Source organism: Pseudobutyrivibrio sp. JW11, from assembly GCF_900115355.1.
Classification (GTDB): domain Bacteria; phylum Bacillota; class Clostridia; order Lachnospirales; family Lachnospiraceae; genus Pseudobutyrivibrio; species Pseudobutyrivibrio ruminis.
In genome coordinates this window covers 205,707-230,564 of sequence record NZ_FOWB01000001.1, presented here as the reverse complement: position 1 = coordinate 230,564, position 24,858 = coordinate 205,707, and the positions used below count along the sequence as shown (strand labels likewise).

Annotated in this window: 23 protein-coding genes; 3 read left to right on the top strand and 20 right to left on the bottom strand. The window is 39.7% G+C overall.

Translation table 11 applies throughout. The features are described 5' to 3' along the window. Positions 1-23: 23 nt before the first annotated feature. The 7 genes from BM102_RS01020 to BM102_RS00990 form a co-directional block, all read right to left on the bottom strand. Positions 24-203, bottom strand: coding sequence for a hypothetical protein (locus BM102_RS01020; protein ID WP_044935721.1), 180 nt, complete (start codon positions 201-203; stop codon positions 24-26). A gap of 100 nt (positions 204-303) precedes the next feature. Next, a complete protein-coding gene (locus BM102_RS01015; RefSeq protein WP_090478026.1) occupies positions 304-666 on the bottom strand; it encodes a VOC family protein in 363 nt (120 codons plus the stop codon). 27 nt (positions 667-693) lie between these two features. Further along, on the bottom strand, positions 694-1,983 hold the full coding sequence (locus BM102_RS01010) for a diguanylate cyclase domain-containing protein (protein WP_090478023.1): 1,290 nt from the start codon (positions 1,981-1,983) through the stop codon (positions 694-696). Positions 1,984-2,134: 151 nt separating this feature from the next. Further along, a complete protein-coding gene (locus BM102_RS01005; protein ID WP_044935715.1) occupies positions 2,135-3,166 on the bottom strand; it encodes an ABC transporter permease subunit in 1,032 nt (343 codons plus the stop codon). Beyond that, positions 3,166-4,212, bottom strand: a complete 1,047-nt coding sequence (locus BM102_RS01000; RefSeq protein WP_044935713.1) for an ABC transporter permease — start codon at positions 4,210-4,212, stop codon at positions 3,166-3,168. The genes BM102_RS01005 and BM102_RS01000 overlap by 1 nt, the downstream gene beginning before the upstream one ends. After that, positions 4,212-5,726 carry a sugar ABC transporter ATP-binding protein gene (locus BM102_RS00995; protein WP_090478020.1) on the bottom strand — a complete coding sequence of 505 codons (1,515 nt, stop codon included), beginning with the start codon at positions 5,724-5,726 and terminating at the stop codon, positions 4,212-4,214. The genes BM102_RS01000 and BM102_RS00995 overlap by 1 nt, the downstream gene beginning before the upstream one ends. A gap of 76 nt (positions 5,727-5,802) precedes the next feature. Continuing rightward, complete coding sequence (locus BM102_RS00990; protein WP_044935707.1) at positions 5,803-6,912, bottom strand: ABC transporter substrate-binding protein; 1,110 nt, start codon at positions 6,910-6,912, stop codon at positions 5,803-5,805. A 347-nt stretch (positions 6,913-7,259) separates the two neighbouring features. On the opposite strand from BM102_RS00990, the gene BM102_RS00985 reads away from it, so the two are divergent. Then, on the top strand, positions 7,260-8,228 hold the full coding sequence (locus tag BM102_RS00985) for a GntR family transcriptional regulator (protein WP_090478017.1): 969 nt from the start codon (positions 7,260-7,262) through the stop codon (positions 8,226-8,228). On the opposite strand, the gene BM102_RS00980 is transcribed toward BM102_RS00985, so the two are convergent. The 6 genes from BM102_RS00980 to BM102_RS00955 all read right to left on the bottom strand — a co-directional run bounded on the left by BM102_RS00980 (position 8,225) and on the right by BM102_RS00955 (position 17,186). Continuing rightward, the gene (locus BM102_RS00980; protein ID WP_090478014.1) at positions 8,225-9,244 is read right to left on the bottom strand and encodes an ABC transporter substrate-binding protein; all 1,020 of its coding nucleotides are present in this window, start codon (positions 9,242-9,244) and stop codon (positions 8,225-8,227) included. The genes BM102_RS00985 and BM102_RS00980 overlap by 4 nt on opposite strands. Continuing rightward, on the bottom strand, positions 9,237-10,685 hold the full coding sequence (locus BM102_RS00975) for a sensor histidine kinase (RefSeq protein ID WP_242942886.1): 1,449 nt from the start codon (positions 10,683-10,685) through the stop codon (positions 9,237-9,239). Before BM102_RS00975 ends, BM102_RS00980 begins: the two co-directional genes overlap by 8 nt. Next, positions 10,682-12,286, bottom strand: coding sequence for a response regulator transcription factor (locus tag BM102_RS00970; protein WP_090478011.1), 1,605 nt, complete (start codon positions 12,284-12,286; stop codon positions 10,682-10,684). The genes BM102_RS00975 and BM102_RS00970 overlap by 4 nt, the downstream gene beginning before the upstream one ends. Before the next feature lie 22 nt (positions 12,287-12,308). After that, positions 12,309-12,911: a cytidylate kinase-like family protein gene (locus BM102_RS00965; protein ID WP_090394991.1), complete on the bottom strand. Its 603-nt coding sequence runs from the start codon at positions 12,909-12,911 to the stop codon at positions 12,309-12,311. A gap of 73 nt (positions 12,912-12,984) precedes the next feature. Continuing rightward, complete coding sequence (locus tag BM102_RS00960; RefSeq protein WP_090478009.1) at positions 12,985-14,334, bottom strand: ArsB/NhaD family transporter; 1,350 nt, start codon at positions 14,332-14,334, stop codon at positions 12,985-12,987. Between the two features lie 110 nt (positions 14,335-14,444). Beyond that, positions 14,445-17,186 carry a glycoside hydrolase family 3 protein gene (locus BM102_RS00955; protein ID WP_090478006.1) on the bottom strand — a complete coding sequence of 914 codons (2,742 nt, stop codon included), beginning with the start codon at positions 17,184-17,186 and terminating at the stop codon, positions 14,445-14,447. A 141-nt stretch (positions 17,187-17,327) separates the two neighbouring features. Between BM102_RS00955 and metF the strand changes: the two genes are divergently transcribed. Then, a complete protein-coding gene (gene metF / locus BM102_RS00950) occupies positions 17,328-18,179 on the top strand; it encodes a methylenetetrahydrofolate reductase [NAD(P)H] (RefSeq protein WP_090478003.1) in 852 nt (283 codons plus the stop codon). 161 nt (positions 18,180-18,340) lie between these two features. After that, positions 18,341-19,222, top strand: a complete 882-nt coding sequence (locus BM102_RS00945; protein ID WP_044935679.1) for a serine O-acetyltransferase — start codon at positions 18,341-18,343, stop codon at positions 19,220-19,222. Positions 19,223-19,443: 221 nt separating this feature from the next. Here BM102_RS00945 and BM102_RS00940 read toward each other — a convergent pair whose 3' ends face one another. From BM102_RS00940 to pfkA, 7 genes are all read right to left on the bottom strand, one after another. Continuing rightward, the gene (locus tag BM102_RS00940) at positions 19,444-20,298 is read right to left on the bottom strand and encodes an undecaprenyl-diphosphate phosphatase (RefSeq protein WP_177194867.1); all 855 of its coding nucleotides are present in this window, start codon (positions 20,296-20,298) and stop codon (positions 19,444-19,446) included. A 60-nt stretch (positions 20,299-20,358) separates the two neighbouring features. After that, positions 20,359-21,039 (bottom strand): GTP pyrophosphokinase, encoded by a 681-nt coding sequence (locus tag BM102_RS00935; RefSeq protein ID WP_044936211.1) that lies wholly within the window; start codon positions 21,037-21,039, stop codon positions 20,359-20,361. Between the two features lie 114 nt (positions 21,040-21,153). Further along, positions 21,154-21,420: a hypothetical protein gene (locus BM102_RS00930; protein ID WP_044935676.1), complete on the bottom strand. Its 267-nt coding sequence runs from the start codon at positions 21,418-21,420 to the stop codon at positions 21,154-21,156. Between the two features lie 30 nt (positions 21,421-21,450). Continuing rightward, positions 21,451-21,951, bottom strand: a complete 501-nt coding sequence (locus BM102_RS00925; RefSeq protein ID WP_242942700.1) for an HAD family hydrolase — start codon at positions 21,949-21,951, stop codon at positions 21,451-21,453. Between the two features lie 14 nt (positions 21,952-21,965). Further along, the gene (locus tag BM102_RS00920; RefSeq protein WP_044935674.1) at positions 21,966-22,847 is read right to left on the bottom strand and encodes a ParB/RepB/Spo0J family partition protein; all 882 of its coding nucleotides are present in this window, start codon (positions 22,845-22,847) and stop codon (positions 21,966-21,968) included. A 136-nt stretch (positions 22,848-22,983) separates the two neighbouring features. Continuing rightward, positions 22,984-23,790, bottom strand: coding sequence for a TrmH family RNA methyltransferase (locus BM102_RS00915; RefSeq protein WP_090477997.1), 807 nt, complete (start codon positions 23,788-23,790; stop codon positions 22,984-22,986). Next, a complete protein-coding gene (gene pfkA / locus BM102_RS00910; protein WP_044935639.1) occupies positions 23,774-24,760 on the bottom strand; it encodes a 6-phosphofructokinase in 987 nt (328 codons plus the stop codon). Before pfkA ends, BM102_RS00915 begins: the two co-directional genes overlap by 17 nt. Between the last annotated feature and the right edge of the window lie 98 nt (positions 24,761-24,858).

Sequence of the window (24,858 nt, the reverse complement as noted above, 5' to 3'; positions counted from 1 at the left end):
TTTCAAATCCTTTTCATAACAACTTATTTACGCTTTGCGAGAACAATTGCCTCATCCTTGAATGCGATTCCCGAGAAATCATGCTTAAAATGAACAACTTCTCTATTAACTGATGGAGTAACAAAAGTTCCATCTACATCTATTACAAGCTCAATATCCTGATCATACTGACTTAACTCTTCAATAAAATCTCTAATTCTCATGCTAACCTTCTTCCTTTCATTACAAATTTCACACTTTTTTCAAAAACTCAGTTAGCTTATCACGGTTTCCAATTAGAGTCAAGTCTATGTATATAATTATCTACATTGGTGTACCAACCTCAATCAAATTGCCATCTAGATCATAAAAACGCACAACCTTTTGTCCCCAGCTATGTGTCATTAACTTATTCACATATATAGTATCAGGATACAACTTTTCCAGCTTTTCAATAAAAGCCTCAATATCCTTTTCTTCAAAATATAATTCACAGGAATTATTTCTATGAACTATATCCTTATTAATAAAACTGTTCCATATCTTCTCATCCTGAAGAACCAAGCCTTCTGTCAGAATCATGTTGCCATCATTATCTAGAAGCATATCCAGCCCAAACAAATCATGATAATACTTCTTTGAAGCTTCTATATCTTTTACTACTATGAGTACATTCCTTAATTTCATAATATCTAGCACCCTTTTATTCCATCACTATTTACATATAATCTGATTACGGCCTGTTTCCTTGGCTTCATATAGGTTGTTATCGGCGCGCTTTAATGTTTCATCTGTGTTTTCACCTGGGACAAGAGCGGTAAGTCCAAAACTCATAGTAATTTGACGATTTGTGTCTGGAATATAAATAGTGCGAACCTCATCCATAATCATAGAAAGCTCTCGTCTGGCGATATCCAGCTCCCGGTTCTCAAAAATGAGAAGGAATTCCTCACCACCCCAACGAGCTGAGAAGCCTTTACCTACCATGCCGGCCTTCAGTTTGTCTGCTACTGATTTAAGAATCACATCACCAATTTCATGGCCATAGGTGTCGTTAACCTTTTTAAAGAAATCGATATCTGAAATACAGACGCAATACTTATTTCCCATTTCCACTGCCTTCACTCTGATTTCTTCCAGCTTCTTATCAGCTGAACGACGATTGTTGAGCTCAGTAAGAGCATCATATTCAACAAGCTTCTTTAGTGAGCCTGCCATTCTCTTACCATCTGTGGCCAGATGCTTTATCTCATCATCTTTTGCTATGAGTTCTCGTGGCATTTCAAAATCAAATTCACCATTGGCAAGGCGGTTCATATATTTGTCCATTTTGAAAATTCTACCTGCCAGCTTATTGCCTTCATGAACCATAATGAATCCAAAGAATACTGCCACCACTACACATATAGCAATAATAGGAAGTACATATTTGAAGACCTCTTCTTGAACATCTTCCGCTGAACGACATACAGCAATCATACCAATGACTTCATCTTTTTCATCCTTTAAGGCTGTATAGTACGCAAAACTCTTCTTATCATATACGACCACATTATCATAGAATACACTTTCACCAGTTTTCAAAACTTCATTTTTAACAACCGCTGCAGCCTTGGTGCCCATAGCACTGTTGCCATCCTCATCATGAAGTGTTGTAAGTATTCGTGTGTCTTCTATAAATATAGATACATCAATATCAAGGAAATCCGACATAGTTGCTATAAGGGTATCCTCACCATTGAGCTTTTGTTCGCCCTTATAAATCTCTATTTCCCCTTCTTCGCCTGTTTCTTCTATTCTATAATCGCCAACATAAAAATCATCAAAAACAAAGCCTATCAATTCTGCATCATGAATTAATTCATCCTCAATTTGATTAGTGATTGACGCTCTTACAATACTTACGCTTGTCACAATAATTGCCACAGTAAGCAATACTACAGGAACTAACGTCATAGTAAGCATCTGCTTTTTTAAACTATCTTTAAAATCACTTTTAGCCATGTTTTTCTCCTCTAAAAAACATCATTGTCAAATATATAATACTTCATTTTCAGGGGAAATAATATGAAATAACAGTGAATAAACATGAAAAAAGCAGGCACAGAACGCGCCCGCCTTTTCCATGTTGAAGGATTTTGTTAGAAAAAGAAAGTTACTTATTGCGGCGTGCCTTAACTAAGGCAAATACCGACTGAAGGATTATGAAAATACAAAGGAGTGCCGCCGTTGCTATGTTTGCCCAACTAGAAAGGAGCTTTCCGTTTGTATTAACTAGTACTGTAATTGTACCGTTGATGAGAACACCAAAGAGTGATCCGATTACATTTCCTACACCACCTGTAAGAAGTGTTCCACCGATAACGGCTGATGCAATAGCATCCATTTCAAGACCCTTTGCCTGGTTTACTGAACCTGACATTGTGTTCAAGCAGTATAGGATACCACCGATTGAACAAAGGAATGATGAAAGAATATGTGAAAGCATTCTTGTCTTTTTAACATTCAAGCCCATCATTGTTGCTGATGTCTGGTTTCCACCAACAGCGTAAAGGTTACGTCCAAACTTTGTGTACTTTAACATCAAGAAGATAATTACAAGTACAACAAGGGCAATAACAACTGTTGGTCTCATGTAAGGAACAACTACCTTACCATGCTTGTTAACCTTTCCAAGGAACTCTGGAAGATTGATTTTTGAATTTGCCCAAGCATAGAATACTGGGTTGTCAGCTTCTGTAATAGAAATCTGACCAGAGCAGATAACTGCTGTCATACCTCTTCCAAAGAACATACCTGCCATTGTTACAATGAATGGCTGTATCTCTAAATATCCAACTAAGAATCCCTGAACTGCGCCAAATACAAGGCCAATTACAAGAACAAGAATTACCATTGGAACAGCACCCATGTGCCATTCTGTCATGCCATAAACAAGTAACATACAGTCCATGGCGATAACTGAACCAACTGAAATATCAATTCCGCCTGTCAACATAACACATGTCATTCCACAGGTTACGCAGATAAGACCGGCATTGTTGATAAGGATGTTTAGGAATGTCTGTAAATTTCCAAAACCCTTATCCTGATAAATCAGGCAGCCTACAATATACATAAATATGAAGAGGCCGATTGTTATAAATATTAAAACTGTATTTGGATCTAATTTTCTTCTCGTCTTCATTATGCTGCCTCCTTTATGTGAGCCTTCTGGGCCTTTCTTGCTGCCATGTAGGCTTTGAATGCAGGAGCCTGCACTACTACGATTATGATAACGATGATAGCCTTAAACACTGGAGCCTTATCTGTTGAAACACCCATAGCAAGAAGTGTTGTTGTAATTGCCTGGATTGTGTAAGCACCAATGATTGAACCAGCAAGGTTGAATTTACCACCACCAAGTGAGTTGCCACCAAGTGCTACTGCAAGGATGGCATCCAATTCGTAGTTAAGACCAATGTTGTTTGAATCTGCTGAGTAGATTCTTGATGAAGCTACAATACCTGCGATACCAGCACAGATACCACAAACAAGATAGCAAATAAAGCAAATTACATCTGAGTTGATACCAGAAATTCTAGCAGCTCTGCTGTTGATACCAACTGACTGGATATAAAGTCCAAGTGCCGTTTTCTTTAAAAGAATAGTTACTATTATGATTACTAATGCTGCCACAAATACTGGTGTAGGTATTGGACATCCCGGAAGGAAATTACCTAAATATTTGTATGGCTCATATCGTATATACGTAATCTGGTTGTTGCAAAGTAACAAACCGATTGCTCGTGCCGCAGTGAACAAAATCAAGGTTGCGACCATTGGTTGTATCTTTAGTTTGGATACAAGGGCACCGTTCATTGCACCGCAGACACCACCCATAAGTACACCAAAAAGCATTCCGATTCCCATTGGAACCATAAGCTCATTTACTGAGTTGTTGCCGTAGCCTGCAAGTAACATACAGCAGCTACATGCTGATAATGACATTACTGAACCTACGGAAATATCAGTACCTGCTGAAACAGCAACTACAAGTGTCTGTCCTACTGCAAGGATTGCGATTTCTGAACCACGGTTCAAAATATCGATTAAACGTCCAAACAAAACACCATCCTGTATCTTGATTGAAAAGAATGCAGGGCTCTTAATCAAGTTGATAAGCAAAACCAAAATCATACAGAAGATTGGTAGGAATAGTGGTTGTTTTGTTAATTTCTTAAAGTTTTCCATTATTCTGCACCTCCTGCTATGGCTGCCATGACTGTTTCTTGGTTAAGATTTTCAGTAATTTCTCCAACCTGGGCGCCATCGCGCATTACGTACATTCTTGAACATGTACGAAGCATTTCTTCAATTTCAGAGGAAATAAATACAATGCTCATTCCCTCTTCTTCCGCAAATTTCAAAGCCAACTTCTGGAACTCTGTCTTTGTTCCGATATCAATACCTCTGGTTGGCTCATCCAGAATTAAGAAATCAGGATGTGTGCATAACCATCTTGCAAGGATAACCTTTTGTTGATTACCACCTGACAGCTGGTTAATAGGAGTTTCACGAGATGCTGTCTTGATTTGAAGCATATCGATAAACTTGTCTGCAAGTTCATTTTGTTTTGAAACAGGAATCTTTTTGAACATTCCGTTTCTAGCCTGAAGGGCAAGAATTATATTCTCCCTTACTGAAAGGTCGCCTATACAGCCGTCCGCCTTTCTATCATCTGGCAAATATCCCATGCCTGCCTTGATTGCATCAAGAGGCTCTTTTACATTAAGATTTTTGCCGTTCATTTTCAGAGTACCAGTTTGAGCTCTATCCGCACCGTAGATGCAACGAACCATTTCTGAACGGCCAGATCCCAAAAGTCCTGTAACACCAACAACCTCACCTTTCTTGATTTCAAAATCAAATGGTTTGATTGTTCCCTTATGGCTAAGACCTTTGGCTTCCACAACAACTTCATCAGATGTGTGTTCTGCCCCTTCCTTTTTGATAGATGCCAGATCATCAAAATCCTTACCAAGCATTGCCGCTACAAGCTTGACACGTGGCATCTCCTCAACTGTGTACTCTCCTGCAAACTCGCCATTTCTAAGAACAGTGATGGTATCGCATACCTCGTATACCTGCTCCAAGAAATGAGTTACAAATATTATTCCAACTCCCTTTGCTTTCAAGTCACGCATTACCTTGAAAAGCTTTTCTACTTCGTTATCATCAAGTGATGATGTTGGCTCATCAAGGATTAGAACCTTACAGTCCATATCTACAGCTCTTGCAATAGCTATCATCTGCTGGATTGCAAGAGAATAATTTTCAAGAGCAATAGTTACATCAATATTAATTTCCAAACCATCCATTATTTCCTTGGCTCTCTTATTCATTGTTCGCCAATCGATGGTTCCTATTTTTGTTTTTGGCTCACGGCCGATAAATAAGTTTTCTGCAACAGTGAGGTTTGGACAGAGGTTTACTTCTTGATAAACTGTTGCAATGCCCTTTTCCTGGGCTTCTAATGTTGAATGATTAATTACAGGTCCATCAACTCCAGCAACGTGGATTTCACCTGCGTCAAGAGAATATACACCAGTCAACACCTTAATCAGTGTTGATTTTCCCGCACCATTTTCTCCCATCAGTGCATGTATTTCACCCTTTCTCAGGGTAAATTGAGCATGATCCAAAGCTTTAACTCCGGGAAAGGACTTAGAGATATCTCGCATTGTGATCAACAAATTTTCATCCATAATTCTTCAACCTTTCCTTTTAAAATAAAGGGGAAGGAATTGCCCTTCCCCTATTTGCATTACATATTAATACGATTTAGTAAGATGCCTGTGATGCTGCGTCTGTTACAACTACAAGATCTTCAGTAACTTCCTCACCTGCATTGTTTGTGTATGTGATGCTTGAAAGGATATCCTCAGCAACGTACCATGGCTCTGTCATGAATGTCTGCTTTGCAACTGTTGCACCAGACTCAAGCTGCTGTACGATGTCTGCACAATACTCACCCTGAAGTGGGTAGCACATGAAGTCTGCATTGATATCACCTGACTCTACATACTCAAGACCTGCCTTGCAAGCGTCGAAAGAAATAAGGATAACGTCTTTGTCTACACCATAAGAAACACCAGCTGCCTTCATAGCGTCCATAGCACCAAATGCTTCATTATCGTTCTGGCAAACAACTACGTTGAACTTGCCTTCATAAGACTTGCAGTATGATTCCATAACCTGCTGTCCACCATCCTGTGTGAAGTCACCATCCTGTGAATCAAGGATTGTCCAACCTTCAGCATCAGCGATCTTCTTGAATCCATCTGTACGTCCGATCTGAGCAGATGAACCATTAGAACCTTCGATTACAAGGATGTTGAGGTCTGAGATGCCCTTAGCCTCAGCGTAATCCTTTAACCATGTACCAGCTGCAAGACCTTCGTTCATGAATTCTGAACCAACCCATGAAACATACTTGTCTGAATCATCAATTGTTCTATCGATAACGATTACTGGAATACCAGCATCCTCACACTCTGTAAGAACTGTGTCCCAACCTGTTGAAACGATAGGATCGATTACGATGTAATCAACATCATCCTGGATGAACTGACGAACTGCTTCGATCTGTGTTGCTGAGTCATTATCGCAATCAACGAACTGGAGGTCATATCCATTCTCCTCTGAGAATGCAGCCTGTACTGAGTTTGTTGAAGCTGTACGCCAATCTGACTCATGACCAACCTGTGCGAATCCAACTGTGATTAAATCACCGCTTGCTGCTGCATCATCACTTCCAGCATCCTCTGTTGTCTCAGCTGCAGCTGTGTCAGATGATGTATCTGTTGAAGCTGTGTCTGATGCGCCACCACAAGCTACCATTGATGCAGCCATAAGGCTTACGAGCATTCCTGCTACTATTCTTTTTTTCATAAGGTTTTTCTCCTTCCTTCTCCTTACCAGGCCCCTTATTCCTGGTTGTTTTTTATTTTCTATAATTAATTTAGCAAAGGCTAAAAAATGCAACAATAAAATCACCCTAAGTTCAAGGCTTTCTAAGAATGCGATAGTACCAATATTTTTCTTTTTGACATTTTCCATACCAATTCACAAACATTTCCCCTATATTCGTTTTCACCGTGAAATTTTTTTGAAAGAAATGTGGAAAATTTATGATTGGTATGTTTTCACTATTGATAAATTTCATACCAATTTTCATTGACATATGATAGAATTTTTATAGATAACGTGGAAACTCTTATGATTAAAGGTGAAATTTTATGATTCCAAAATATATTTCATTAAAAAATAAATTAAACAATGACATACTGGAAAATAAATACCCTATCGGCTCAAAGCTTCCTACTGAGGTAGAATTAGCAAAAGAATACAAGGTTAGTCGTTCCACGGTAAGGCAAGCTTTGGATTTGCTTGTGGAGCAGGGTATCATCGATAAACATTGGGGTAGCGGAAATACGGTAATCGCCAAAAGCGATAATTCAAAAAGTAAAACCGTAATGGTGCTGTTACCAAACAATAAGGATGCGGTTTTCACTGATGTTTTTTCTGATATTAGTTCTATGCTAATGAAAAACGGTTTTGAGGTGGAGTTCCATAGCACCCAAAACAGCTATCAGCTGGAACGTCAGTACCTGCAGCTACTTATGAACGATATTTATGCAGGGCTTATTATTATGATGGCCCGTTCCAATTTCCCATCAACAAATGTTGATTTGCTTCAGCTTCAATGCAAACGCCAGCTTCCTATTGTTTTCATTGGTACTGCACCTTCGGCTATTTATAATCCTGTAATTATCTCTACAGATAATTATGGCCGCGGCTACCAAATGGCTCGTCATCTTATTAATCGTGGCCACAAAAAACTTGGCGGAATTTTTGTTAATGACAACTATTCTTCCATCCAGGCCTTCTCCGGATTTACTGACGCCATCCGCGACGCCAATCTTGAAATAATAGATAACAGCTATCATTTTTGTAACTATCATGATCCTCAGGGTGTTAACTCTCGTACCAATGCCGGCATTAATCGATTTTTGAAATATGCGTATGATACAGTATCAGCTGTTTATGTGGACGATTCTAACATCACCGGCGATGGCACATTTCCTATTTTCACATCAAGCTTGACCCCATCCAAATCTCTGGGTAAGGAGTGTGCAAATGCAATCATTGAAATAAAAAAGAATGGCAACAGCAAATCTGTCACCATTCCATTTAAGGCTAATTAATATTTTCTATTTTGGATGTAGTCCTCTGTTAATTCATCAGGTGTAAAGGTATTCTCATCAACATAAGTTATTTTAGGAACTGTCTTTCCCTGATTTAACATATTTACTATATTGTACAGATATGGGCCCTGCAGAGGATTGCATTCCACTACAAAATTTATCTGACCATTCATGCAAAGTTCCAATGCATTTCTTGTGGCATCAAAGGAAACCACAGTGATCTTACTGCCAACACCATACTTTACTCCAGCTTCATTAAGAGCTGCGATGGCCCCCATTGCCTCTTCATCATTTTCACAATAAAGCACATCTATGTCACTGGCATTCACTTCTTCCAATGTGTTTTCCATTATTTCTCTAGCTTTAGCTTTTGTAAATTCACCGCAGTCTTCTGCTACGATGTTCCAATTGCTGTGCTCCTCCATAGCTTTTGCCAAAGCCTTTGACCTACCTAGCTGAGCCGATGATTCCAAGGTTCCTTGAATGTGAACAATATTTAAATCCTCGGTCACACCATCTCCATCAGAATCGTACATCTTTTCCAGATAAGAAACGGCTGCCTCCCCCTGAGATTTAAAATCAGAGCCAACAAATGCTGTGTACAATGCTTCATTAGAAACATTGACGTTTCTATCGCAAATTATTACAGGAATCCCTGCCTGCTTTGCTTCCGATAAAACAGTGTCCCAGCCAGTTTCGACTATAGGGCTAAGGATGATGTAGTCCACACCCTGCTGAATAAAGGTACGAATATCGCGAATCTGATTATCCTGTTTTGACTGACCATCCTTGTATATCAGCTTGTACCCCTTCGACTCAGAAAAAGCTTCCTTAACTGAATCAGTAAGTGCTACTCGCCATGCTGATTCTGCGCCAGGTTGCGAGAAACCTACCACTATCAAATCGGAGCTTTCCTCTTCTGTCACTTCACTCTTTTTTGAGGCTCCGCAACTGATAAATGTGGCCAGAACTATACAAGCCAATATAAAGCTTAAAACCCTCTTTTTCCTAAACATTGATTATCCCCTTCTCGTCATGCTTCTGTTTTGGAATTACTACAGTGATTGTAGTTCCAACTCCCTCGGTACTGGAAATTGTAAGACCATATTCCTCACCAAACAAAAGCTGCATTCGCTCATGAACTGTGCGGAGACCAAATCCTATCTTTTCCCCATTTACGATTGCGGCCCTCATCTCCTGCAATCGTTCTTCGGTCATGCCCGCACCATTGTCCTTTACTACAAGCTCAATTCTGTCATCCAAATCCACCGCTTCAACTTTTATGGAACCCTTTTCACGCTGAAGCTTTATTCCATGATAAATACTGTTTTCAACAAGTGGCTGAAGCGTAAGCTTTGGTACTGAGTACCCATAAAGACTTTCAGGAATGTTTACCTGATAATCCATTCTATCCTGATATCTGGTTTTCTGAATTGCCAAATAGCTGAGGACATGCTTTTCCTCCTCTTGAAGGGAAATAATATCCTTTCCTCGGCTTAAGCAGAAACGGAAGAAATCAGAAAGATCGCTAACCATCTTAATGCTCTCTTCTTTTTTGTCAGCCTCAATTAACCAGATGATTGTATCCAAAGTGTTGTACAAAAAATGTGGATTAATCTGAGCCTGTAAAAGCTCAAGTTCCGCATGTCGTTTTCTTCTCTCAGCTCTCTTGTTTTCCTGAATAAGAGTGTTGAGCTTCCCAACCATCTCCTCGAAACCATCTGATAAAGTTTGTATCTCTGCCGGAGCTGCATCAACAGGAGTCTTTGGTTCGAAATCACCCTTTGTAATATCATTCACTCGACCTGCCAGCTTTGTGAGAGGAGAGGTGATGGCTTCTGTAGTCTTTGCAACATAAAAAATAATCAGGAACACTACTATTATAAACAATGCAACAGTTCCTATAAGAATGTACTCAACCTGCGTGGTAATCTCTTCCTGAAGCTCACTAAGATGAACCGATTCATAATACAGGTAATCGTACATATAGGTCTGAATCAAATCAGTCAGAATATAGATATTGTTTTCCAGCTGAGTCATTCCCTCATCATAGGTCTCAGCATTATCCACTTCTTCCATTCTAGTTTCCAGGGTTATGCACAAATCTCGCACCGACTCTATGGAATCAATACTATCTTTTTCTGTGGTTTGTTCCAAAAGCCGCTCCGCCAACTCCCTGGCTTTTTCAACCTCTTCTGTTGGCTTTCCATCTGCATAGGCACTATCACTAACGTAATAGAACATCTTTAAATCTACATCACTTTTGAAATCCTGGTTGAATGCAGACGCAGCTGTAACATTATGAAGAATTGTTCTATATTGAAAAGCATTCCAACATAAGAGACCTATGAGTACCGCAATTACGATACTCATAGGTACAAAAATCACCACTATTAACCTTCGAAGCATAACGCTCATAGAAGGCTTTTGTTTTTTGTTTGTCACTTCAACACTCATACTCCCTGCCCTTTCGCTCTGAATTCCTTAGGGCTAATTCCATAAGTTTTCTTGAAAATATAGCTAAAGTAATGCGGGTCCTTATAGCCCACCTTTTCCGCAACTGCAGAGGTCTTCTCCTTTGTATTTAAAAGCAATTCCTTAGCATGCTCCATGCGCTTTGATGTAATGTATTCAACAAAGGTAGTTTTATTTTCTCTTGAAAACATTGCAGACAGATAGCTAGGTGAAATATTAATTTCCTTTGCCACCTCATTAAGGCTCAGGCTTGAATCACAGTAGTGCTCGTTCACATAATTGATTGCTGCAGAAAGCTGTGACTTCGACTGATTTCCTACCAAATCCTTTCTCTTTGCAATGGCAGCTCTAAACATATCTGAAACAACATTCAAAACTGAGTCGCTTGTAACCTTTTCCAAGTTTCCTCTTGTGCTTGAATCCAAAACATTATCTGAATCCACTCCAAGCTTTTTCAGATAATCACATACGCACATATACATAGTCATAGCAAAATATTTACAGAATATGTTAGAGCTCAATGCACTTTTCGTCTGCTGATTTACTATGTTATCAAGGAAATCATCTATCTCTGACTCGCCTGCATTTTCCAAAAAAAGCATAACAAGTCGCTGGTCAATTGTATTAGCACTATCCTCACCAAATGTGCGCATAGCTTCCACATCCTGCTCTGTGAAGATATGACCATCCGGATTGATAAAGCGACAGCTGAGTCTTTTGTTTGCTTGCTGACAAGCCTTTGCAAATTCTGACAGTCTAGTTATCACACCACTTTGTGCCAAATACCAATGTATCTCATCATCGTAGACCATACATCTACGATTGATATTTTCTATTAAATTAGTAGTATTGCTTTCGATTGTAGATTCATCGCCCTTAACAATGATTGCATAGGTATCCATGTTCCAATGGAACACAATGTATTCTGGGCAGCATTTTAGATACTGCATCAACTGCTCCGATAAACGAGCCATGTGCTTTGAATACACTGGTGCTGTATGCATTCCTGTCATTGGGGTAAAATCCAAAAGAACCAGGTTGTAATGAGTAGTATCCAAAGAAAGACCAAGCTCCTCTGACTTCTCATAAACCTCAGATACGGACATAGTTCCACTAACCAGCTGATTAAAAAATCTGACTCTGGCGAACTGTTCGTATTCCTGACTTTCCGCTTTGAATTGATCTAGATATTTGTCTCGTTCATTTTCCTTATCAAGCTTAGACTTGGCATCATTCATAACATCCCCAAGCTTATCCTTTGTGATAGGCTTTAAAAGATAGTTATCTACGCCAATGCTGATTGCCTCCTGGGCATAAGAAAAATCATCGAAACCACTGATGATAATGATTCTTGTATTAGGAAGTTCCTTTTTGATCATTTTGGACAGAGAGATTCCGTCCATGAAAGGCATCCTGATGTCTGTGATTAACACATCAGGCTTTGTCTGTCTAATAAGAGGTAATGCCACCTCCCCATCGGCGGCATCACCAACATATGCAAAGCCATATTGCTCCCATGGGAAGCTGGCCTTTAATCCGTCTCGAATGACAATCTCATCCTCAACTAAAAAAACACTATACATTATTCCCCATATCCCCTAAACTTTACTGCTCTGCTTTGTTCTTTAAATACTCTGAAATCATTGCGTATAAGGCATCCGCTGTTGCCTCTACACCCATAAGCGAGCTATTCACGCAGAAATCATATCCTCTACTGTCGCCCCATTTCATTTTTGAATAGTAGTTGTGATATGCCTTACGTTTTTTATCATGTCTGAACATCTTTGCTTTGGCTTCAAGCTTATTTAATTTGTACAATCGACAGATACGCTCTGTCTTTGCCTCTTCTTCGCCTCTAACGAAAATAGATATAAGACCTGGATGGTCTCTCAAAACATTTTCTGAGCAACGTCCAACTACAACAAAGCTTTCTCCGCTTTCTGCCTTGTTTCTGATGAAGTCGAACTGAAGCTGTGCGATTTGATCCTGCACGCTTGAAGAATGTCCTCTGACTGTCCTGGTTAATCCCTGACGCTTGGTCTCCTCGTGCTTGTGCAACTCCTCAGCATCTATACCATTTCTTTCCGCCAAATGATCAAGCATGTTGCGGTCGTAAAGTGGTACATTAAACTTTTCCGCCAATCTGGAAGCAATTTCGTGTCCACCGCTTCCATACTCTCTACCTACTGAAATAATAAACTGCCCCATAAGTTTCCCCCTTCAGTATTGTTTTATAATTATATTCTAATTGATTCAAGCAAAGAAGTCGAGTTTATAAACCTTAGAAATATCTTACAAAAATGCTAATCATAGATACTGCAAGAACGATGATTGTTCCTGGAACAAGCTCCTTACAGTATGTAGCCCAGCTGATAGGATAACCTTCCTTACCAGCTGTAGAGATACCAACAACATTTGCACTAGCACCGATTGGTGTCATGCTTCCACCGATATCTGTTCCGATTGCAAGTGTCCATGCCATTGTAGACAAATCAACACCTGTAGTTGCAGCCAATGTTCTGATAACAGGAATCATTGTTGCTGAGAATGGAATGTTGTCGATGAATGCTGATGCAATAGCACTTACCCAAAGGATGATTGCAATCATGAGGTAAGCGTTTCCGCCTGATACCTTTGCAATAAACTCTGCAATTACAACAAGTACGCCAGTCTCCTCGAGACCACCTACTACAATAAACAATCCAATGAAGAATAATAATGTGTGGTAGTCGACTCTCTTAAGAAGAGTCCATGCCTTACGTCCTGAAGTTGCAAGTGTGATGATTGCAATAAATGTACCGATGAATGCTACTGTAAGTCCTGTTGTAGCATGTGTAACAAGTAATACAACTGCTGTTGCAAAAATGATAGTACTTGTTAAAAACTCTTTCATGTTATCGATTTTGATTTCAACATCGATAGTAGATGGATCAACCTTGTCTGCAGGATCCTGTAATCTATTTCTCATTGTGAAATAGAAATAGAGAATGATAATGACAAGTGAAACTGCACCGATTGCACCTGTGTTCATTACGAAATCTGAGAATGAGTATCCCAATGATGTACCAATGATGATGTTTGGTGGATCTCCACACATAGTGGCACTTCCGCCTAGGTTGGCACAAAAGATTTCTGCCATAATTACTGGGATTGGATTGAACTTAAGTGTTCTAGCCAATCTGATAGTAACTGCTGCAAGGAACAAAATTACCGTAATTGAATCGATAAACATTGCAAGTACAGAAGAAAGAATCATAAATGCAACGAATATTCTAACTGGCTCAAAGTGAGCAAGCTTTGCAATTTTAAGGCAAAGCCAATCAAAGAATCCTGCTTCCGCCATTCCTTCAACCATGATCATCATTCCCCAAAGGAAAATGATTGTAGCCCAGTTGACGCCTGATGTCTGCTCTGCAGATTCCCCTGCTTCATACCAAAAAGATGGTTTGAAAATACCTCCTATCGCCAGAGTGTTAACAAATGCTTCTACGCTTCTCATTCCAACACCGAAAACAAAAATGCTGGTCAAGGCTCCGCAGCCAAGAGTAACGTAATGTTTAGGAAATCTATCCCAAACAATAAGCACAAACATAGCAATAAAAATTACTATAGCTAGTATTTCTGCTAACATAAAATACTTCCTTTCTTTAATTAAAATAAATAAAACTCGTGGACAACATATAATTGTCCACGACGTTTTTTATTTTATATTAGGCTGTATTTTTTTTAAAGTAAAAAATGCTAATTTATAGCGTTTTCCATCAACTTTTTCATTGATGCTGAATTCTTTATAGTACCCAAAATATTAATAACGGCCTGTTGTAATTCTCCAAGTGCAAGATATGCACCTCTATCAATACCTTTATAGGTAATCAGTCTGCTTCCATCATCCTGAGTTTTGACTGTACATAGCCCCTGATTTTCAAGCTCCAACACTTTATCGCTTACCTGAACATCCGCAGCTACTACTGTAGAAACCTGCACATCGCCATTCTTATCCAAAAGGAACGAACCCCACTTTTCATATGTAATCATTGGCTCATTGTAAACGTAGTTCTTGTTTACAACAGTTACATATCCATCTGGCTCAAATGTTGGGGCTGTTTTAATCATCGCCTCAAGAATATGATCTGGGTCGAAACCCGGCATAATCAAATCGCAGCCTGCATGTAAATCATAAGCTTTTTCTGACTTGGAAGCCCAATCGGAAAGCACCATGCCTGTTGAACCCCAGTCGCTTTTAATAATATCTGTATTCAAGCCTCTCTGAGACGACGAATAATATCCGTTAATCTTGTTTCCAGAGTTTAACAGACCTGCTGGTGCAGCCACCATTTGACATGCAGAGAACGGTCTAAGATATAGCTCGCCAAATGCCTGTCTAGATACATTAATATTTACATCAGATGTACCACTTTCCTGATTGTAAGTGGCCACATTCTTCATTATCACATCTCGACCTTCATAGCGCTTGACGCCAATAACAAATCCCGATCCAAGAATTCCTGCAAGCGAAGGGTCCTCAGAATAAAATTCATACGCTCTATTTCTCATAGGATTTCTATGAATATTAAGAGCTGGAGCTATACAGTAATCTATGCCATAGTATTCCATCTCTCTTCCATACACTCGACCCATACGAACCATTGCAGACATATCCCAGGTCTGGGCCATATTCATAGGTGAAGGAAAACATGTGCATGCAACACCTTCAATCCTTAAACCTGATGGCCCATCAGCAAATGTTACCCCTGGAATACCAAGTGTAGTTGCAAACTGTGATGTGGTTCTTGCGGATATTCCAAGCTTATTCTTTTCATGAATAATATCAAAATTGAGGCGATTCTCGCTTTCTACTTTTGACTCGCCACATTCGCCAGCCACTATGCGGGCTAATACTTCCGGTGATAATGAAGAAACAAATTCCTCCATTGATACTTTATTTTTAATAACATCAAACAATGTTGTTGAGCCACACGGTTTGAAATACTCCAGATTTTCATGAACCCTGGTAGGCATACTGTATGGATTCTCATTTACATAGGAAGCATACTTGCTACCTTCTGTAAGATAGGTTGTAACCTCCTGTTTTACCGGAACATATTTATTCTCTGAATTGTAATCGTCCCCTGATAATGAAGCTACCTTTATATAGCCTGTATCTTCCTCTGCTCTAGGAGATGGTGATAGGAATTTCAATTCCTTTGTAGGCTCCATAACATTTGTAACTCTTTTGATAATAGTCATTCTATCTAGAACAACCTTAGCACAAAGCTTTGTATCTCTTGAATTTGAACCTAGTCTAAAGAGGTAGTCACCCTTTTCCATTACCCATGCAGTGCTTTCCTCGTCAAATGAGCACAATGGCATGATTGGAATCTTTATAGTCATCTCCTCTGATTCACCTGGCTTAAGCTTTCCAGTCTTACCAAATCCTGCCAAAATCTGATACGGCTTTTCAATATTACCCTGAGGCTGGCTGCAATACAATTGAACAACCTGTCGGCCGGCGCAGTCACCAGTGTTGGTAACTTTCACTCGCATCACAACAGCCATCCAGCTTGCTTCCAAATATTCCAATTCCATGTCAAAGGATGTGTAGCTTAGACCAAAGCCAAAAGGAAATAGAGGCGTCACATCAAATGCATCAAAATAACGGTATCCCACAAAGATACCCTCTTTATAATCAATTTCATTTGATTTTGCAGATTTGTTTAAAACTGATGGGCTGTAGCAAGTAGAATAATCCTTGTATTTTTTAGCCCAGGTTGCAGTAAGACGACCGCTTGGATTTACTGCACCCGTCAATACATCAGCTAATGAGTTGCCTGCTTCCATGCCAGGCACACCCATATAAATAATCGCCTTAATGCTTTTCATCCTTGCAACAGATGAAAGCTCCAGCATTCCGGAATTAATTACTAGAATTACATTTTTGAAAGAGCTGGCAATCAAACCAATGTTGCTAAGCTCAGTTTCTGTGAGTTGGTATTGATTCTCTCCACCTTCCTCACCTTCACTTATAATTCCGTGTCGTACTACATATATACATGTATCAGTACCTAAAATTGCTTCTGCCATATCTGCAACAGAAATAGGTACTTCAGGAGTACGGCAGCGCTTCCCCTCGAAGGCCAATCCCTTCTTCGCTACCTGCTTCTCCTTTTTCTCGTTAAGCTTTACCGCCTTTTCCATTTTACTCAGCCAGCTATCGGTAGTTAACGTAAATCCGTTATTAAGCAAACCTTCTTTAACGTTTACAGTGGAATCCGTAAATACGTAGTTGAAGTATAGACCACAAATAACTGTGTCTACTGCACCTGCTCCAAACAGCGCAACATTACCCTTATTCATTGGCAAAATTCCACTGTTTTTAAGCAACACCATACCGTCTGCGCCTAATCCACGAACTACATCTCTGTGTTCAGGAAATTGCATTTTGCTGGTTTTAGAAAACACTCCCCTTAAACGTTTGATGTCCATAATGTAATACTCCCAAAATCAACAATTTTTCCCTTATTATCCCCACAAAAAGCTTTTTTTTCGTTAGTGAATATGATACTATCTTTTTATTTAAAATATGTGTCTAAATTGTTAACTTTGGCTAGTTTATAGGAGATTTTTATGTTTAAAGATATGTTTGCTAATGATTCATCTCTATCTTTTGAAGTATTTCCTCCAAAGAAGGACGATGAATTCGAAAATTGTTACAAGGTACTAGACTCACTTTCTGAATTAAAGCCAGACTTCATAAGCGTTACTTATGGTGCCGGTGGAAGCCGTTCAAAGAAGACTGTTGAAATAGCTTCTTATATTCAGAACGAATTACACACAGACGCTATGGCTCACATGACTTGTGTCGGTTCCTCTTCAGAAGACATTCTTGCGGTTACACGTGACTTGGAGGCAGTTGGTGTCAATCACGTGCTTGCTCTTCGCGGTGACAAACCTCGCGACATGTCAGACGAACAGTTCAATAAAAGGGTATTCCCTCATGCTACCGATTTGATTCGTTTCTTAAACGAAAACACAAAGCTTGATATCTCCGCTTCCTGCTATCCTGAAAAGCATCCAGAAGCAATGTCTATGGATTCTGATTTAGCTTTCATGAAGATGAAGCAGGATATGGGCGCTAAAATGTTTATCTCCCAGTTATTCTTTGATAACGCAGATTTCTATCGCTTTACTGAGCGCGCCGACAAGGCAGGCATAACAATTCCTATCGTAGCTGGAATCATGCCTATCACATCTGCAAAACAGATTGGATCTACAGTCACACTTGCTGGTTCATCTGTACCAAAGAAATTAGCTGACATCTGTGCAAGATATGGAGAGTCGCCAGATGACATGCGCAAAGCCGGAATCGAGTACGCTATTGACCAAATTAGAGACCTTCGTAAATGCGGAGTAGGACACATCCACATCTACTGTATGAACAAACCTAAAATGACAGCAGAAATCTGTACGTCTATCTAAATTCCTTTTTTTTCTAAACACTACGCATGTTACGCTAACAAGAATAGTATTACTCCGCTCAACTAGAATGTTTCGCTTGAGTAACACTATACCTTGTTAGCTACATGCTATTGAATGTGATACAATAGATTTACATTTTACGATACCACGGGGGTACTATTATGGATGGAAAAAAGATAGAGCAAGAAATGCTCGAAATTACAAAAGAGCTCATGAAGGATTACAAATCCGACAGAGCAATAGATAAACTTGATACATATCATCAGCCAAACAAAGATAGCATCATCGACATCACTATGAAGCTTCTTCGTGTTGTTTATCCTGGCTATTATCGTGATCACGTATACAAGGTCTACAACGTAGAAACCAACATCAACACTCTTATGGAGGATGTTGTTTACAATCTTAACAAACAAATTTCACTTGTACTTTGCTACAACTCTGTATTTGACGGTTGTGGTGATGAGATTTGCACTACAAAGGCTGAGGAGCTTTCACTGGCATTCCTCAAGAGAATACCTCACGTTCGTGCGCTTCTGGACACCGATTTGCAGGCTGCCTTCGATGGCGACCCTGCCGCTACAAGCATCGACGAAATCATCTTTGCTTACCCAGGCATTTTAGCAATCACAATCTATCGTCTTGCACACGAACTATACTTACTTGGAGTACCTATCATTCCACGTATTATGACTGAGTACGCTCACTCAAATACAGGTATTGATATTCACCCAGGTGCAACCATCGGTGAATACTTCTTCATCGACCACGGCACCGGCATCGTAATCGGAGAAACAACAGTCATCGGCAACAACGTAAAAGTATACCAGGGCGTTACACTTGGTGCCCTTTCAACTCGCGGTGGCCAATGCCTTCGCGGTGTCCGCAGACACCCAACCATCGAAGACAACGTAACAATCTACTCCAACGCATCAATCCTCGGTGGTGACACCGTAATTGGGCACGACTCCATCATCGGAGGCTCAACCTTCATCACCGAATCCGTACCACCCGAATCCCGCATCTACTACGACGTAAAGTAGCGGCATCATCGGGGTGTATAGTAAATAGGACACCTCCCCGGCCCCTGGCCCGCGCTATGGAGCTGTAGGGGTGTCGATTTCGCGAATATTATAGTTTTTCTTAGCACAAAAGGAGAACACACAACAGGTGTGTTCTCCTTTTGCTTTAGAAAAACATAATATTCATGCGATGACTCCCTGAAGCCATCTGCGGGGCCATTATGTGGGAGGCCTGACTTAGCCTAGATTACCCCGATGATGCCGCATACTAGTACGATGATGCCTAGCGCGATTCGGTACCATCCGAAGACTTTGAAGTCGTGCTTCTTGATGTAGTCCATCAGGAATTTGATTACGAACATTGATACGGCGAAGGCTACTACCATGCCTACGATAAGGATGGCTGCTTCCATGGCTGTGAAGCTGAGGCCAAACTTTAGGATTTTGAGAAGGCTGGCACCAAGCATTACAGGGATAGCAAGGTAGAATGTGTACTCTGCGGCTGTTGTTCTAGCGACACCGATTAACAGTGCACCTACGATTGTGGCGCCTGAACGGGATGTGCCAGGGAATATAGCAGCGATGAGCTGGAACATACCAATTAAAAATGCTGTAGTGTATGTGATGTCTGCTACGGCATTAATCTTTGCCTTGTGGCCTGACTTCATGTTTTCAACTAAGATAAATGCTACACCAAAGATGATAAGCATGATTGCTACTGTAGTGTAGTTGTAGAAAAGTTCTTCGAATAAATCGTCCCATAATACGCCAACGATTGCAGCTGGAACACATGAAACTAAAATATGGAACCATAAAACGAAGATATCTTTTTTAATCCATGCACCAATTCCGCTTTCTGATAGTGGTGCTTTGTTGTTTTTCTTGCCAAATGGCCAAATGCTGTTCCAGAAAATCAAAACTACAGCAAGGATTGCACCAAGCTGAATTACTACCTGGAACATGCTGTAAAACTCTTCTGATACATTGAGCTTTACGATTTCATCTAAAAGAATCATGTGACCTGTGCTACTGATAGGTAACCATTCTGTGATTCCTTCAACTATACCGAATAATATGGCTTTTAAAATTTCAATCATAATTATCCTCCATTAATTAAAAAGAACTGCTGCATACACAGCAGTTCTCATTATATACTTTTATATATTTTCCTTCCAGCTATTCCTAAGAAGTCGCTCCTCTCGTTTCTTTTCTTCCTCTTCCTGCTTTGTCTGCATGATTGCATTGTTAAGCTGAAGCATCTTGGTATCCATCATTGAAACGATTTCAGAACACTCGCGAAGGTCACGGCTGATGTATTCAGGAGCATTACCTTCGAACTTGTAGTAGATTTTGTGCTCCAAGCTTGCCCAGAAGTCCATTCCGATTGTACGAATCTGGATTTCTACTTTTGTATCAACTGTTTTGTCTGAAAGATAAATAGGAATTGTAACAAGCATATGATAACTCTTGTAGCCAGATTCCTTTGGATTCTTGATGTAGTCCTTTATAGAAACGACTGTAACATCTGTCTGACGACCAATCATTTCTGCAATCTGATAAATATCTGATGTAAATGAACAAACTATTCTTACACCTGCAATATCGTTACAGTGTTCAATCATATTTGGAATGGAAATTTCGTATCCATTCTTTTTTAATTTCTTAACGATACTCTCTGGTGTCTTTACTCTTGTTTTAATGTATTCAATTGGATTATATTGATGTACCTGCTGAAATTCGTCGTTGAGAATTTCTACCTTAGTACGAAACTTTTTAATGGCTGACTCATATAGCAGCATAACGGTGTTCCAAGAATTTACTCCGTCATCTGGAAACATACCTAAATCCACAATGAATCACCTCCCCATATTTATTACTACTCTATAATAGCATACTTTCTCTGATAAATTATTAACAAATTCTAAAATTTGAAATTGTATAAAAAGGGGAGTCTAATCTTCTTCTAATACATGAATTTCCAAATAATCAAATGGGATTTCGTCTACGAAATTATCCTGTGTAAAACGAGCTTTTCCGTGACGTTTGAATTCTCTGATTGTAGATTCCAACCATACTGGTTTGCTTGTATCAAATTCATAGCTAGCTTTATCCACTGCAGCAAATATTTTATGTGTACGTGTCTCTTCTGATTCATCCTCCACAACATAGTCATGAAGCATGTGATTGTCTTTCCATGATTTAAACCAAATTCGCATTATTCTAATCCCTTTTATAAAACATATATAGCGTTACTTTGGTAAGTGCTTTATATGCTCTGCTTTTTCTATAATTTTTTCTTTCCAGTTGTCATCCTCAGCCTCAAGCTTGTAAGTGGTGTAACCATACTGAGGCCCCAAAGAGCATACCACAGTTTCATCATCTACGTGAAGAGAAATTCTGTATTTGCTTGGAAGTTTTTGAGGAAGTATATCTTTGTTTCCCTGCTGAACTTCCTTCAGATGACGCTGAGCATTTACTATACCATCAAAATGAACGTTATAGTGTTTAAATAGTCTTTTGATATATTTTTCCGGTCTAAAAGAAGACGTGTAAATCCAAACTTCGTACCCCAGCCGCTGTAATTCCTTTACTAAATCCGGAGTGCCAAGTCTTAGTCTTTCTTTATAAATGATATTGAGAGGAAACTTGAGCTGAGGCTCTGCCTTTATATAATTTGGATTAACAAATAGTACCTCATCCAAATCAAAGGAGACCCTCATCTTTTCCTCGTGATTTTTCTTTTTATTCATCCCTTTGCCCTCATTTAGGCATCAATTTCCTTAATGATATCCATAACCGATTTCGACCAGTTTACACCTTCATCGATAGTGAAATCTTGGAAATCTTTACGCACATTATCTATCATTAAAACCGCATCATTATCTATATGCAAAGTAAACAAATACTTACTAGCATACAGGTTCTGCATTTCATTTTTTTCCTCTTCAGACTGCTTTCTCTTCGATGTACCAGTTACAATACCTGTTACATGAACATGATACTTTTTAAATAATGCTCTTAAATACTCCTTTGAATAAAACTTTGAGCTGTATAACCAAATGTCATATCCATCTTTGTTCAGCATATTGAAAAGAGCAGGTATTCCCAGTCTCAACTTATCTTTATAAAGCTTATTGAGTGGGAATGGTAAATCTTTTTCTGCTGGTCCATTGTTTTGATTATAAAAAACAACCTCATCCAAATCCAGCGTTACTCGCTTGTCATGCTTTGAATTATTAATAATATCTTTGATTTCCTGATTGTGAGTCACATTTATGACTTGCACAGGAATCTTTGCGTAGCCTAGTTTAAGTGCAGCAGCCCACCTATGGTGACCATTTAAAATCATATATCCATCTGGTCTGATTTTTTCCACCATGATAGGATCTTCACCATCAAAATAATCCATACTGTGATTTGAATTATAAATATATTTCTTTTCATATTCAGAAATAATTCGATAGCTTGGTCCCACGGTCGGAATAGAAAACTCGTCATCTGGATTAGGATGAAGAATTGTACATGGCGCCTTCTTCACCAAAACTCGATTTAAAAATCCAGCCTTAACAGGCATTGCTACTCCAGCGTATTTTGCTATATCATCAGCAATATACTGATCAAATGCTACACTAATATTTTTGCTCATAGGTCCCCTCACACTTCCGTCTGATTCTCCCTATGGATGTATAATATCACACTCTAAAACGAAAATAGTGAAGAAATAGTAAAAGCTAACAAACCAAATAAAAAAATGGCAGTTAGCTTTTTATTAATATCCTATTCTATTTTCTCTGTCTGTGTGTTTCATACATCAAAAGGCTTGCTGCAACAGACGCATTTAATGATTCTAGCTGACCTTCCATTGGAATCTTTAGGTAGCTTGTAGCCAATGCTGACATTTCGTCTGTCAGACCATTTCCCTCGTTTCCAATCATGAAAGCTGTAGGACCGGTGAAGTCCAGTTCATCGTAGAACTTCTCCCCCTTTAAGTGTGCTGCATAAACTGAAAGGCCATGCTTTTCTTCCAATTCCTTTATGGTTGCACCAAGGTCTGAAACTATCATGTGTGGAACTCTAAAAATGCTTCCCATTGTTGAACGCACAACCTTTGGTGAATAGATGTCCACAGTGGTGTTGTTCATGATAATGCCGGTAGCTCCTGCACCCTCTGCAGTACGGACTATTGTGCCCATATTGCCAGGGTCCTGCAGTGATTCAAGAATAACCACATGTGCAGGCTTGCCTAAAGCTGTACCTAGCACATCATCCATAGTGAAATCCTGCATCTTTACAAGGGCAAGTACGCCCTGTGGAGTGACAGTATCGCACATGGTTTTGAATACATTTGTAGCCACTTCTTCCACATGAACCTGAGGTGCCTTTTCCTTTATCTGTGCAAGAAAAGCCTTTCCCTCAGCTGAAGCTTCAAAGCCCTCTATGATATATACACTATCTAAAAGATTGGCTGGGACCTCTGCAACGGCACGAATCCCTTCAATCACAAAAAGCCTTTGAGCTTTACGCTCTCTGGCTTTTTTGTTAAGTGCAATAATATTTTTGATTTGATTGTTATTAGTACTTGTAATCATTGTTCAAAGATTGGCAAAGCTGATATTGATACTCGTCAACGTCCTTCTTCATAGCAAGTGCTTCGTCGATATCGAAATCAACGAACTCACCATGTCTGTAACCAACTACGCGGTTTGTCTTTCCTTCGCAAAGAAGGTCAACTGCCATAGCTCCCATAGTAGATGCATATACACGATCCTTACATGTAGGTGAACCACCACGCTGCATGTGACCAAGGATAGTAGCACGTGTCTCGATACCTGTAGCAGCTTCGATACGCTTAGCCATAGATGTTGAGTGACCGATACCCTCTGCATTGATGATGATGTGGTGCTGCTTGCCTTTCTTACGTCCTTCGATGATGTGGTTTACAAGTCTCTGCTCATCATAATCATAACGCTCTGGAAGAAGTACGTCCTCAGCACCGTTTGCAATACCGCACCAAAGAGCGATATAACCAGCGCCACGTCCCATAACCTCGATGATTGAGCAACGCTCATGAGATGTAGATGTATCACGAACCTTATCGATAGCTTCCATAGCTGTGTTTACAGCTGTATCGAAACCGATTGTGTACTCTGTACATGCAATATCAAGATCGATTGTACCTGGAAGACCGATTGTGTTAATTCCGAACTTAGAAATCTTCTGAGCACCCTTGAATGAACCGTCACCACCGATAACAACAAGGCCATCGATACCTGCAGCGATTGCATTCTTAGCAGCCTTCTCCTGATACTCAGGATCAAGCATCTCTAAACAACGTGCTGTCTGAAGAATAGTACCACCACGCTGGATAGTCTCTGAAACGCTATGAGCGTCCATATCTATAATTTCGCCTGAAAGTAATCCGGCGTAACCTCTTCTAATACCCTTTACCTTCTTGCCTCTAGCGATTGCCTGACGAACAACTGCACGAATAGCGGCATTCATGCCAGGAGCGTCACCACCTGAGGTAAGGACACCAATTGTGTTTACTTTATCTGCCATTTTGATAAATCCTCCTAAAATATCCCTCTGAAAACAATTCCAATCTATTTTATCCTCTTTTGTAGGCGATTTCAATAAAAAATCACTCTTTTTCATTG